Origin of the sequence: Pseudoalteromonas sp. SWYJZ19 (assembly GCF_015864375.1) — a bacterium.
GTDB classification, from domain to species: Bacteria; Pseudomonadota; Gammaproteobacteria; order Enterobacterales; family Alteromonadaceae; genus Pseudoalteromonas; species Pseudoalteromonas arctica.
Window position 1 is genome coordinate 43,368 of record NZ_JADYXI010000005.1, and the last position, 14,093, is coordinate 57,460.

Genomic DNA, 14,093 nt, shown 5'->3' on the forward strand with positions numbered 1-14,093 from the left:
AGTATAAACTTAACTCGTATTTTTAATCGAAAGTTGGATATAGTGCAATTAAACGCATACTATAAACTCCCTAACAAATTGATTATTTTATGTTTTGCTAAAATACCTTATCATTTTTATAGGTTGCCTATATAGCAATCTAGGCATAGCAGAAAATGCTAAAAATAATATTCTGATCATTCATTCTTATCATAGTGAGCATGAGTGGACCAGTATGCTTAAAAAAGGATTTGAAGATTCTTTTAAAGAAGAAAAAAGTACGCATTTATTCCATGAATTTATGGATGCTAAGCGCTATCCTCAAGGAAAATTTAAAGAACAATTTTTGACCTACCTCCAACACAAATACATATCTACTAATTTAAGCCTTATTGCTGTAACAGATGACTCTGCACTCGAGTGGGTGACAGGTCACAGGGCTACATTTTTCCCTTCATTACCAATTGTATACAGTGGTATTAACCAAGTTACACCTGAAATTTTAGCAAAAAAAAACATGACAGGTGTTTTCGAAAATAGAAACCTTGCCCAAACAGTATTCGATATAAAGAGAATGACGGGGAAAGAACAGTTAATTGTTATTTCCGACAGCAGTATAACCGGTAAAATAAACTTAAATAAAATTAGAGCAATTAATAAGGACCCAAAAGCACCTAAACATATTTATGAGGTCATCGATTTAAATGAAATAGATATTGCAACAACACTTACCCCATACTCTAAAAACATTCCAATACTGGTGATCGGACAACTCATTAATCCCAATCAAAGAAATGAACTTATTCGCTGGAGCGAGAGTAGCTCTTTACTAGCTAAGCATACTACTAGACCCATATTCACTATTGCAAAAGTTACGTTAAATAATGGCGCAACTGGCGCACACGAACTTGACGGTATTCAGCACGCAATGCAGACGAGTCAGCTCATTAAGAAAATATTAAATGGTACTGAGGCTTCACTGTTACAGCCTATTTTACAGGCGCAAAGCATATGGGTTTTAGATGTTGGAAAATTAGAAGAAATTGGTATTAATTTAGCTTTAACCCCCACACCTAAAGTTCTTATTAATCAAAAAACAAGCTTTTATAAAAAGTACAAAACCTACGTTTGGCTTACTATTACAGCATTTAGCACAGCACTGTGCATCATTATATTAATGGCTGAAATAATTCGACGTACAAAGCAAAACCAAAAAATATTAAATATAAATCAACAGCGTTATAAAGACTTAGCTCAAGCTGGCGCAAATGTATTTTGGGAAACAAATCAATTAGGTGAACTTTGCTATATTTCTGGTAATACAACGTTATTTTTTAATTTATCTCAGCAAAAAATGCTTAATCATACCTTTGAGTCATTATTGAAAAATAACAATAATATTGAGTTTCCTTGGGAAAATTATAAAGTAGCTACTGAGAAAAAAAATAAAATAAAAAACCTAATTATAAAAATAAAATTATCCAGTAAAGATCTTAAAATTTTAATGCTCGTGGCTAAGCCAACCTTTGATCAAAACAGTAATTTTTCGGGTTACCGCGGAATAATTAAGGATATCACACAGCAACATCAGCTTTCGGAACGAGTCGTATATCAAGCAAGCTATGACCAACTTACTGGGCTTATAAATCGCCAAACCTTTAATGAAAAACTGAAAGCTTACTTATCTAATAAGCAAAATAATCAAGCTCCACGCTTTTTATGTATACTCGATTTAGACCGCTTCAAATTAGTTAATGACAGCGCAGGTCACCTAGTTGGTGATGCCATGTTATGTGAAGTCGCGACACTTATAAAGCAAAGCATTACTAATAAAGACTTACTTGCACGTTTAGGCGGGGACGAATTTGCTTTATTAGTTAATGATTCAACTTTAGAGCAAGCTCAGCTCACCTGTGAAAAAATAATTAGTACGATTAGAAGCTATAAGTTTATATGGAATGAACGAATTTTTGACTCAGGTATTAGTATAGGTATGGTGCCTATAACATATGGACTAAATGCGACAGAGTTACTTAGTAAAGCAGATCTAGCGTGCTATAAAGCTAAAGAACTAGGCCGAGGTCGTGTTTATATTACCGATCACGGTAACAATAGTTTATACAACGAAGCACTTCAAATAGGCTATATTGCGAATATTAGCCAAGCTATTACTAATAATCAGTTTTTTTTAGTTAAACAGCAAATAGCTCCACTAAGCTCTTCTATAAGTGAACAAGCCCACTACGAAATTTTAATTCGCTTTAAAGCGCTTGATAATAAACTAATTCCCCCTGATTTATTTATTCCAGCTGCAGAAAAAAATGGCTTAATAACATTAATAGATCAATGGGTAGTGAGTACTTTATTAGTGAGATATAGAGAGTTTTTCCCTGATAATAATACCCTTGTATCTATTAACTTATCTGGGATTAGCCTAAGTAATGAGGCGTTTGTACAACACATAATTAAACTCATAAAAAAAAGTGATATCAATGCTAAGAATATTTGTTTTGAAATCACCGAAACAGCTGCTATATCTCAGATAACTAAAGTTCAAAATTTTATAAGAGAGATGAAAGTACTTGGTATTAAGTTCGCAATCGATGATTTTGGCAGTGGCGCGTCTACTTACGAATATTTAAAAAACCTACCAGCTGATTATCTTAAAATAGATGGCAGTTTAATTAAAAATATTGAACGCAGCCAAGTAGATCAACAAATAGTCAAATCTATTAATGAAATAGCCCATATGATGGGAATGCAGACCATTGCAGAGTTTGTAGAGAATGAACAGATTAACCAAATACTTGAGACTATCGGTGTTAACTATGTACAGGGCTACCATATTGGTAAACCCTGCCCATGTGATGAAAAATAAAAGTTTAGATAAATATCAGCCTTACTTATTTTCACCCTCGCGAGATACTTTTAATTCGTCACTTAGTTGCTGCGCTAAAGCTTGTATTTTAGGCATTGCATCTTGCATTAAGCTTTGTGACATTTGCATAGATTCTTGCATTACAACTGGCATTTTAGCGAGTATTTTTTGCCCAGTATCTGTTTTATAAAAAGCTAACATATCGGCAATTTCTTGTTCATTAAAATGCTTGTCGTACACGTTAACCATCATTGGCTGCATTTTAGCCCAGCTCATTTGCGTTTTTAATACTGCTGTCATATCTGCGTAGTATTTATCAAAAATTGGCTGCTCAGAAGGCTTAACGCCCATTTGGTCTGACATGCCTTTCATCATACCTTCAACCTGGCCGTACATAGAGTCAACCATTGAATCTAAATTCATTACACTAATAAGTTCATCTATTTTTTGCTGCTTAGTATTTTGTTCAGCATATAAACTACTAGAAAAAATCAGTAATGATAAAAGTAGTACCTTACCCATAATAATATCCTTTCATATAAATAATCGTTTTATAGTTACATTATTAATTAGTCTTGTAAAGGGTACAAGCAATCACTAAAAAGGCCGAGTAAAATGAATTTATTCGGCCTTTTATAAATATATTTTTATGTTAATCGTCTTCTACATTATCTAGGCCTTTAGTGCCTTCTTTGGCTTTTAGCTTATGATGAATAGCTGACTTTATTAGCATGTAACCACTAATCGGTGCCGTAATTAGTAAAAATATAGTAATGAGTATTTCTTTAACACTTAGGCCATGCCCTGAATTTGCAAAATAAACCATAGCTGCAATTAGCATACTTGCCATGCCCAACGTTGTTGCTTTAGTTGGCCCATGCAAACGCATAAAAAAGTCAGGTAGTTTAACTAAGCCTATTGAGCCAATTAAAATAAACGTACCACCAAATAACAATAATATTGATACAACCCATTCGCTGATCATGTTTTCACCTTATTCAATTATATCGCCACGTAGTAAATACTTACACACTGCAACTGTACTTATGAAACCTAGCATGGCAATAAGCAGTGCAGCTTCAAAATAAAGCCCTGTATCCATACTAATGCTATATAAAATAATCAGTGCAATGACGTTAATGTACATTGTATCGAGCGCTAAAACACGATCAGGCACTGATGGACCAATGATCAATCGCCATAAATTAAGCAATAATGATAAGCCAATCATCGAAAAAACAATGAGTAATACGGTGTCTAACATTGAAATATCTCCTTTAGTGGAGCTTCGTAGCGTTGTTTTATTTGTTTGATAAGTGCTTCTTCATCTTTAAGGTCAAGCACATGTATTAATAAGTAGCGTTGTGTTGGCTCTTCACCCTCAGGTAACGATTCAGCAATTGGGTAAACCTCTGCACTCACTGTACCGGGTGTAAGCGATACACTACTGGCCAATATGGTAATTGGCATATCATGAGTTAAATCTATCGGTACTTTTATAAATGCCGGACGCAAATTTTTAGATGGCCCAAGTATAAGTAAAGCCACTTGTAAATTTGCTACGACAATATCGTACAGCACAATAAGCAACTGCTTAAGAGCCAAGCCCGGCTTTAAAATTAGTGGCTGAGGCTCGCGAAGCGAAAAACTTAATATCGGGATAAGTATTGCAAAAATAGTCGCTAATACTAAGTGCCCTACCGACACGCTATTATTTAACAATAGCCAAACCATAAACAAAAATAAGCTACGAAATGGCGTTGGTAACCAACGAAAACGGGCTTGTAATCTCATCACATGCCTCCTTTAAGTACAGCATTAATACCGCCGCTTATATCATGTAACTGAGTAGCAGCACCTAGCATGTATTCACTTATTGGTCCGCCAAAAATAACGAGCAATGGCGAACACGCAAGTAAACCTATAATTACAATTACCTGCAACGGGTGTGCATTTGCACAATCTGCGTTTTCGCTATTTTTACTTTTATGCTCCCAAAACAAGGTCGTGCCAGCACGCGAAAGCGCTACCAACAACGCAAAGCTTGTTACTAAATATACAGGCCAAAATAGTAAAGCTTGCTCACTATTTAATGTGGCTTTAAGTATCCAAATTTTACCTACAAAGCCTGATAGTGGCGGCATACCAACTACAGTTAAAGCCGCAACAATAAAGCACACACCTAATAAAAATGGTTGTTTAACAGAGCGACCCGCTACTAGCCTATCACCAACTTTACCGCGCTGGATTGAAACTAAGTCTGCTAGTAAAAACAGTGCGGCACTAACAAGTGTTGAATGCACTAAATAATATAAAAGTGCAGCAGTGGCATTTACATTTTGCAATGCAATTAGCGCAACCAACGTACCTACCGATACTAATACTAAGTTAGAGGTGAGTTTACGTAAGTCTTGCGCTGCCATAACGCCAATGGCACCCACTATAATGGTGGCAATTGCTAAGCCCCAAAGCCAAGGCTGCGCCATATGTTCAAGCGCTCCTGCTTGTTCGCCAAATATCACCGTGTAAACACGAAGCATGGCGTAAACGCCTACTTTGGTCATAATCGCAAACAATGCAGCAACCACAGGTTTAGCGCTTGAATACGTATTTGGAAGCCATAAATGCAGAGGTAATAGTGCGGCCTTTAAAGCAAATACAATTAATAGTAATAAACCACCTGCTTTTGCTAGGTATACATCATCGCCCGAAAGCTGTGATACTTTTTGCGCCATATCTGCAATATTAAGCGTACCAAGTACACCGTACAAAATACCCAAACCGATTAAAAATACGCTTGAGCCAACTAAATTTAATATTACATATTGCAGTGCCGCACGAGTGTTTTGTTTATCACCTGCGTGCATTAACAGTGCATATGATGCAATCAGTAACACTTCAAAAAATACAAATAGGTTAAATAAATCGCCAGTTAAAAACGCGCCATTTACACCCAATATTAAAAAATGAACAAGTGGATGATAAAAGCTGCCCTTTTCATCATCGCCAGCACTACCATATAAAATAGCGCCCAAACCTAAAAGTGAAGTTAACGTAACCAATAAGGTAGATAACATGTCAGCGACTAAGACTATCCCAAATGGTGCAGACCAACTACCAATAGCGTAAACATTAATACCTGTATTATTAATATGTACAAGTAAAAGCACACTAATGGCAAAAGTAGCTATTGCCATTACAATTGAAACTAAGCGGCGAATTTTGACGCTTTTACCACATGGCGGCAGCAATAAAATAACTGCCGTCAACATAGGTAATAAAATAGGTAGCGAAGCTAAATGTTGGATCATTTTTGCTCCTTATTATCTGCAGAGGTGTTAGGCACATAACCATCAACATGGTCACTACCTAAATCGGCGCGCCCACGTATTGCCAAAATAACCACAAATGCGGTCATCGCAAAACCAATCACTATTGCAGTTAGTACTAATGCTTGAGGTAGAGGATCGGCGTATTCTGTGCCAGTACCAAGTACTACCGCTTTATTAATAGTAAGGCGACCTGCTGAAAACAAAAATAAATTAACAGCGTATGAAATCATAGTAAGCCCAAGTACTACAGGGAATGTACGAGCTCTCAGCAGTAAAAACACACCGCAACTGACCAATACTCCAACGCAAGATGCGTACAATAATTCCATTAAATATTTACCTCTTTTTTCTGGGTATCTGCTGTCATATTACCTAAGCTTGCTAAAATCATTAACGTAGCGCCTACAACAGTTAAGTAAACACCTAGGTCAAATGCAATCGCGCTGGCAAGCTCTGTTTTACCGACAAACGGAATATCAAAGTAGTCAAACCAAGTTGTTAAAAATGGCTTATCGAAGAACCAACTACCCACACCTGTAAACAAAGAAATACCGATGCCTGAGGCTATAATTTTGCGATAATTAACATCAAAGCGTTCGTTTATCCATGCTGTACCATGCGCCATGTATTGCAAAATAAACGCGATTGACGTTACCAGTCCTGCAATAAAGCCACCACCAGGTAAGTTATGTCCACGTAGGAAAATATATGCAGAAACTAATAACGCAAGCGGTAATAAACTTTGTGAAATACTCGCCAGTAATATTGGATGACGTTCTTTAGCCCATGGGCGCCCTTCGCTGTCGCTTGCTGGCATAAATAATGGAATTCGAGAAAGTACTTTAAATATACCTAATGCGGCAATACCTAATACGGTAATTTCTCCAAGCGTATCAAAGCCCCTAAAGTCGACCAAAATAACGTTAACCACGTTGGTACCACCGCCACCTATTTTAGCGTTAGCAATAAAGAAGTCTGAGATTGAATCTAATGGACGTGTAAGTAATGCGTAACAAATACTCGCTATCACTACACCTAACGTAGAGGCTATTGCTAAGTCTCGAAGTACGCGTAATGAACTTGATTCTTTTGGCGTATGCTGCGGCAAGAAAAACAATGCCAACATAAGTAAAATAATAGTAACAACCTCAACGGTTAGCTGCGTAAGCGCTAAATCTGGAGCAGAAAAGCGTGTAAATACAACCGACACCATTAATCCTACAATTGAGAGCATTAATAGCGATACCATTCGAGAGCGATGCCAAATAACGGTGGCAAGAGCACCAATAATCAATAAGCCTGCACCAATTGCATTGTGCACATCAACAGGGGTAAGTGGCATGCTTCCGGCAAGTTGTTGCATTTCAAATAACGGCCAACCTGCACACAGTAATACTACCGCTAACATAATTACAAGGTAGCGCTGCAGCGATCCATTTTCTGTACTGTTTACTTTTGACTGACACCAAGCAACAATATTTAAGATTACACGTTCAAACGTTTTTTTAGCGTTTAGAGGTGGTAGTGATGCTTGAAATTGAAATAGATATTTACGATTAATATAAATAAATAAGCCGCCAGCAATCGCCATCGCACTCATTAGTAGAGGCAAGTTAAACCCATGCCAGATAGCCAATTCGTACACTGGCATTTCTTTTCCAAGTACAGCTAAAGACGCCGCAGATAAAATGCCATCAATTGTAAAGTGCGGGAACATACCCACTAACAAACAAATCACAACGAGTATTTCTATTGGTACACGCATATAGCGCGGTGGCTCATGCGGCGTACGAGGTAAATCAATTGGTTCACCATTAAAAAACACGTCATGAATAAAGCGTGCTGAGTACGCAACAGCTAATGCACCTGCAACAGTTGCCAGTACTGGAATTAACCACGACATAGAACCAAGCACTTGCTGGTGTAGCGTTTCTGCAAAAAACATTTCTTTAGACAAGAAGCCATTTAGTAAAGGAACTCCTGCCATTGCAGCCGCCGCGACCATCGCAAGCGTTGCAGTGTATGGTAAGTATCGCCACATACCATTTAATTTACGCATATCGCGCGTGCCCGTTTCGTGATCAATAATACCAACGGCCATAAATAACGACGCTTTAAACGTTGCATGGTTAATTATGTGAAAAATAGCAGCAACAGTCGCAAGCTCAGTATCAAGTCCGAGTAATAGCGTTATTAAACCCAAATGGCTTATTGTTGAATAGGCTAACAAGCCTTTTAAGTCGTGTTTGAATAGTGCTATATAAGCGCCAAACAACAGCGTAGCTAAACCCGTTAACCCAACGAGCAAGAACCAAGTATCGGTGCCTGCCAAAGCGGGATGAAAACGTGCTAACAAAAATATACCGGCTTTTACCATCGTCGCAGAATGTAAATACGCGCTTACTGGCGTAGGCGCTGCCATTGCATGAGGAAGCCAAAAGTGAAATGGAAATTGTGCCGATTTAGTAAACGCACCCAGTAGCACCAATACCAATGCTACTTCGTATAAATCATGAGATTGAATTATTGCTTTACTCGCTAGAATAACATCTAGGTCGTAACTACCAACAATATCACCTAATAGCATCAATCCAGCAAGTAACGCTAAGCCGCCCGCGCCTGTTACAGCAAGCGCCATACGTGCGCCTTTTCGCGCTTCTGATTTATGCCACCAAAAACTAATTAATAAAAATGAGCTGATGCTCGTTAATTCCCAAAACAACCACAGTTGAATGACGTTGTTAGACATAACAATACCAAGCATTGCAGTCATAAATAGCATTAAGTAACTATATAGCTTAGCCATTGAGTCATTAGCGCTTAGGTAGTAACGGGTGTAGAGGATAACGAGCAAGCCTATGCCTAAAATCATAAACATAAACAATAAACTGAGGCCGTCTAACCGCAGAGACAAATCGAGTCCTATTGACGGGATCCAAGCTAAAGAATAACGAATGGTTTCGCCCGCTAAAACGGCAGGTGCATGGTATAGAGTAATCCCCAAAGCCGTCAAAGGCGCAAGAGCCGTTAAACTAGTGCTTAAATTGCGGGATAACTTACCTGTGCATGCAGAAATAACACTGCCAATTAAGGATAACAAGGGTATCCAGAGCAAAGTCATAATGTAGGGCCTTTTATTATCATAAGTTTATTAGGGCATCTCTTTTTAATACTAAGTGATGCTTTTACTGCCTGTTTTTAAACGACATTAATGACTATAGTTATACTGAAAAACACTGATTTTGTCTATAAAAAGCGGTTCTGTATGGGTGTTTTTTAAACAAGAACTAACAATTTATTAAGCCTAAAAAAACAATTAATTAATACTGATAATTGTTAATTTAATATGGCCTTATTTGCAAATGTAAGCGCGCCAGGGTGACGATGAAAGTTACCATTGGTCATATCTAAATGTTTCAACCAAAGTTGTCTATACTGCGCTGAGAGCCCTAACTGCTGATATTGCATAATAGACCAATTTTCACTAGGTTTATAAGCAATACCTCCTACCTGGCAACTCTTTGCTTTATGCCAACCTGTTGGCGGTGACTCACCATGAGAAATAAATAAATTAGGTGCAACAAAACCCGTTTTTGCACACAACCATGCTTGCTTAGTTTTAGGCAAAGCGTATTCATCTTCAAAACCGTTAAAATGCATCAGCTCATGCAAAAATATACTGTATTTTGCTTTTGAGTTTATTAGCATTGTTCCCTTCGTGACATTAGCCGTTCCATCTTTAGGCATCATCACTATAAAATCAAAATTGTTAGGAAGCTGGCTATTAAGTTTAGATGATTGCCAGTCACACTTTGCTATTTGACTAGTACTACTTTTACACTCAAGCATACCCGCAACGTAAACGGGTTTTGAAAAGCAAAAAATATTTTCACGGGGCTCTGGTTGTTTATTATAAGCATTAATAAACTCTGTAAGTTTATATAAGCCACTGCGATGATCGCTCATAGTCAGCACGTTAAACATACATTGCTTATTAGGTTTGCTTATATTTCTTAAAGATGAAAAACCGAGATCGTGGATAAACGCGGTAGATATTTTACTCTGTGGTATTTTTAACTGAAGTTTTAGATGATTTAGTACATCCCCTGCTGGTAATTTGTTTTTACTAGCGAGTAACTCTAAATCGCTCCAACGTGATTGCTCAAGTAACTTTGTTGCTAATATTTTACGCTCTGGGATTGTTAAGTCATTTATAGCGGAGAGCCAAAATTGTTTTGCAGTATCACTCTGACTGCTTTTAATAAGCTTAAGAGAATACATATATTGTGCTGAGGAAATTTTACTGCGAGCAAGTATAGCTAAAGAGGTCTTTGGTAACTGCTCTAGGTGAGCAGAAAAATAAACTGGTGAATTCCAATAACTTTGTAGAGCATTGGCTTTTGTATTTAAAACATGCCAAAAGCCAATAGCGCCAAGGTGATTACTCGAGCCTGTAATTAACAAACAACATAGTAATACACCTATTAATTTAAAACGCTTAACTTGCGTCAACACCTTCCATCAACTCAAGTTCTAAACGCGCATATTTGTACTCAATAAACTCATGTACATTGGTTGCTAGCGCAAGCCTAAAATAGTCTGATGCTAAGTACAGCTCACCCGCTGCTTGATGCATTTTAGCTAGGTAAAAATAAGCTTCACATAAACGTTGCGCATATTCTTGCTCAGTTCTAACACCATCACTAATGCCTGATAAAAATGCATGTTCACTCATATCGCCCGTATAAAGAGAAATTAACTGATACGCCCATTGTGAATCATCAAGCGCAGTCGCATTTTGTTTAAGGGCATCAAGTGCGATTACTTTATCCTCTTGTGCCTGGGCTAAATAAACCCATAAAACACGGTACGGATCGTTAGGAGAACGGGCTAAAAACTCATTAAAGTCATTTTTAGCAAGGCCAGCTCTATCGCCGTAATACAGTGCAATTCCTCGATTTAAATAGGCGTATTCATGCTCTTCATCAAGTTCTAGAGCTGAATCGAAAAACTCATAGGCTTTTTCGTACTGCTGCATAAGCGTATGTTGAATACCTAAAAAATTATACACTTCAGCTAAATCAGGCTTAAGTTTTACTGCGCGGTTAAAATCAATACGCGAAAGAGTGGTCATACCTAGACTATCGAAAAGTACACCACGGTCGTAATAAAGCTTAGCTTGTTGCTCTTCGCTTAAGTCAGCCCTATTCAATAACTCTGAGTAGCGTGCAATAGCAATTTCACTTCTAAAGTCAGAGGCTAAAGGTGCAGTAAATGGCACATTAACAATCGGGGTTGGTTCTGATTCTGTTGTAGTTTGGCAAGCGCTTAAAGACAAAATAGCAAAAGATGCCAAAGCTAAATGTTTGAGTATCATTAAAATCCTTAATACCAAGATATATCGCGATTAATATAAGACAGACCTTGTCCAATAAGGTTTCATTAAAGCATAAAAAGAGGGGCTAAACAGCCCCTTTTTTATCATCTAGCTAATATAACTAGATTAATAAGTTAACAATTACGCGTCAGTTGGCGCGTCAGCTGCAGGTGCTGCTGATTCCATTGCTTCTTTAATACTTAGACGTACACGGCCTTGGCGATCTACTTCTAGTACTTTAACTTTAACTTCTTGACCTTCAGAAAGGTGATCAGCCACGTTATTAACGCGCTCAGTACTAATTTGAGAAATATGTACTAGACCATCTTTACCAGGAAGAATGTTTACAAACGCACCGAAATCAACAATACGTACAACTTTACCTTCGTAGATAGTACCTACTTCAAGTTCAGCTGTTAATTGCTCAATACGGCTAATTGCATTAGCTGCACTTTCGCCATCTGTAGCGGCAATTTTAATCGTACCGTCGTCACCGATTTCAATCGTTGTACCAGTTTCTTCAGTAAGCTGACGAATAGTTGCGCCACCTTTACCGATAACTTCAGCGATTTTCTTCTGTGGGATTTTCATTGTGTATATGCGAGGAGCAAACATTGATAGCTCTTCAGAAGGAGCAGAAATTGCTTCGTCCATCACTTCTAAGATATGTAAACGTGCAGCTTTTGCTTGTTTAAGCGCAATTTGCATGATTTCTTGAGTGATACCTTCGATTTTGATATCCATTTGAAGTGCAGTGATACCTGCAGCTGTACCAGCAACTTTAAAGTCCATGTCACCTAAGTGATCTTCATCACCTAAGATGTCAGAAAGAACAACGAATTTATCGTCTTCTTTAACTAGACCCATCGCAATACCAGCAACAGACGCTTTAATTGGTACACCGGCATTCATAAGTGCAAGTGAAGTACCACATACAGAAGCCATTGAAGATGAACCGTTTGATTCAGTGATTTCAGATACTACACGGATTGAATATGGGAATTCAGTCAATGTTGGCATTACAGCAGCAATACCACGCTTAGCAAGGTTACCATGGCCGATTTCACGACGCTTAGGAGAACCAACAAAACCAGTTTCACCTACACAGAATGGAGGGAAGTTGTAGTTAAGCATAAAGTGGTTTTTATGAGTACCCGTTAAATCGTCGATTAACTGTGAATCACGTTCTGTACCAAGTGTAGCTGTTACTAACGCTTGAGTTTCGCCACGAGTAAAGATAGCAGAACCGTGAGTACGCGGTAATACGCCAGTCATTACATCTAGTGCACGAATCATATCTGGTTCACGACCATCGATACGTTTTTCGCCAGAAGCGATACGGCCACGAACGATTTTCTTCTCAAGTGAACCGAAGATTTTACCAATTTCTTGCTTATCTAAAGACTCGCCTTCAGCAAGTTCAGCTGTTAACACTGCAACAACTTCATCTTTAGCTACGCCAAGTGCTTCTTTACGCGCTACTTTATCAGTGATTAAGTAAGCTGCGCCTACTTTATCAGCAGCAATTGCTGCAACTTTATCTTCTAGTGCAACGTTTTTAGCTGGTGCAGTCCAATCCCAAGTAGGCTTGCCTGCTTCTGCTTTAAATTCTTCGATTGCAGTGATGATCGCTTGAGATTGCTCATGACCATATACAACAGCGCCAAGCATTACGTCTTCTGCAAGTACGTTAGCTTCTGATTCAACCATAAGTACCGCTTTATCAGTACCGGCTACCACTAAATCAAGTTGGCTTTCTTCAAGCTCTTTTAATGTAGGGTTAAGTACATATTCGCCGTTGATGTAACCAACGCGAGATGCACCAATTGGACCACTGAACGGGATACCAGAGATAGCAAGTGCTGCTGAAGTACCAATCATCGCAACCATATCAGGTTGGATTTCAGGGTTAACAGAAACAACAGTAGCAATAACTTGTACTTCGTTTACAAAACCGCTTGGGAAAAGTGGACGAATTGGACGGTCAATAAGACGTGCAATAAGTGTTTCGCCATCGTTAGGACGACCTTCACGCTTTAAGAAACCACCTGGGATACGACCAGCAGCATACATACGCTCTTGGTAGTTAACTGTTAGTGGGAAAAAGTCTTGGCCAGGTTGTGCTTCACGCTTACCAACAACAGTTACTAAAACTGAAGTGTCGCCAATGCTTGCAAGTACAGCGCCGTCTGCTTGACGAGCGATTGCACCAGTTTCTAGAGTCACTGTATGTTGACCTAGTTTGAATTCTTTAATAATTGCTTGCACTTAAAATATTCCTTAAATGTATTCTAATAAGTTGTCATCAAAGTACCAATTACAGTACATAATTGTATTCAGTTGGAAATCAATTAAGTACTACAATTGGCAATGATGTGAATAAGCGTAGATAAACCTTTTTACCTACGCGCATAGTATATACCAAAGCTGCTTCAAAATGCGAGTCTAGGGTGTGTTGATCTTTGTGGATTGAAATTTGTTCAATCTAGGGTCGATTTAATCACGGCGCGAGATTTGTAACCTAGTG

The 14,093-nt window shown here is 38.2% G+C and carries 11 protein-coding genes; 1 reads left to right on the forward strand and 10 read right to left on the reverse strand.

Annotated features, from left to right (window positions below):
• Window positions 1–214: 214 nt before the first annotated feature.
• On the forward strand, window positions 215–2,857 hold the full coding sequence (locus I6F45_RS06505; RefSeq protein WP_166419157.1) for an EAL domain-containing protein: 2,643 nt from the start codon (window positions 215–217) through the stop codon (window positions 2,855–2,857).
• A gap of 21 nt (window positions 2,858–2,878) precedes the next feature.
• Here the strand turns inward: I6F45_RS06505 and I6F45_RS06510 are convergent, their stop codons facing one another.
• From I6F45_RS06510 to pnp, 10 genes are all read right to left on the reverse strand, one after another.
• Window positions 2,879–3,379: a DUF2059 domain-containing protein gene (locus I6F45_RS06510; protein WP_165742258.1), complete on the reverse strand. Its 501-nt coding sequence runs from the start codon at window positions 3,377–3,379 to the stop codon at window positions 2,879–2,881.
• A gap of 130 nt (window positions 3,380–3,509) precedes the next feature.
• The gene (locus I6F45_RS06515; RefSeq protein ID WP_007585525.1) at window positions 3,510–3,842 is read right to left on the reverse strand and encodes a Na+/H+ antiporter subunit G; all 333 of its coding nucleotides are present in this window, start codon (window positions 3,840–3,842) and stop codon (window positions 3,510–3,512) included.
• A 9-nt stretch (window positions 3,843–3,851) separates the two neighbouring features.
• A complete protein-coding gene (locus I6F45_RS06520) occupies window positions 3,852–4,121 on the reverse strand; it encodes a K+/H+ antiporter subunit F (protein ID WP_007378493.1) in 270 nt (89 codons plus the stop codon).
• Entirely contained in the window at window positions 4,115–4,651 is a 537-nt protein-coding gene (locus tag I6F45_RS06525) for a Na+/H+ antiporter subunit E (RefSeq protein ID WP_007585523.1), read from the reverse strand. The genes I6F45_RS06520 and I6F45_RS06525 overlap by 7 nt, the downstream gene beginning before the upstream one ends.
• Window positions 4,651–6,168, reverse strand: coding sequence for a monovalent cation/H+ antiporter subunit D (locus I6F45_RS06530; RefSeq protein ID WP_010554686.1), 1,518 nt, complete (start codon window positions 6,166–6,168; stop codon window positions 4,651–4,653). The genes I6F45_RS06525 and I6F45_RS06530 overlap by 1 nt, the downstream gene beginning before the upstream one ends.
• Complete coding sequence (locus I6F45_RS06535; RefSeq protein ID WP_010554685.1) at window positions 6,165–6,518, reverse strand: Na+/H+ antiporter subunit C; 354 nt, start codon at window positions 6,516–6,518, stop codon at window positions 6,165–6,167. The genes I6F45_RS06530 and I6F45_RS06535 overlap by 4 nt, the downstream gene beginning before the upstream one ends.
• On the reverse strand, window positions 6,518–9,310 hold the full coding sequence (locus I6F45_RS06540) for a monovalent cation/H+ antiporter subunit A (RefSeq protein ID WP_165728932.1): 2,793 nt from the start codon (window positions 9,308–9,310) through the stop codon (window positions 6,518–6,520). The genes I6F45_RS06535 and I6F45_RS06540 overlap by 1 nt, the downstream gene beginning before the upstream one ends.
• A gap of 215 nt (window positions 9,311–9,525) precedes the next feature.
• Window positions 9,526–10,701 (reverse strand): hypothetical protein, encoded by a 1,176-nt coding sequence (locus I6F45_RS06545; RefSeq protein ID WP_197160010.1) that lies wholly within the window; start codon window positions 10,699–10,701, stop codon window positions 9,526–9,528.
• Window positions 10,688–11,566, reverse strand: a complete 879-nt coding sequence (nlpI, locus tag I6F45_RS06550) for a lipoprotein NlpI (protein ID WP_010554683.1) — start codon at window positions 11,564–11,566, stop codon at window positions 10,688–10,690. Before nlpI ends, I6F45_RS06545 begins: the two co-directional genes overlap by 14 nt.
• Window positions 11,567–11,707: 141 nt before the next feature.
• Entirely contained in the window at window positions 11,708–13,834 is a 2,127-nt protein-coding gene (gene pnp / locus I6F45_RS06555) for a polyribonucleotide nucleotidyltransferase (RefSeq protein ID WP_007585511.1), read from the reverse strand.
• Between the last annotated feature and the right edge of the window lie 259 nt (window positions 13,835–14,093).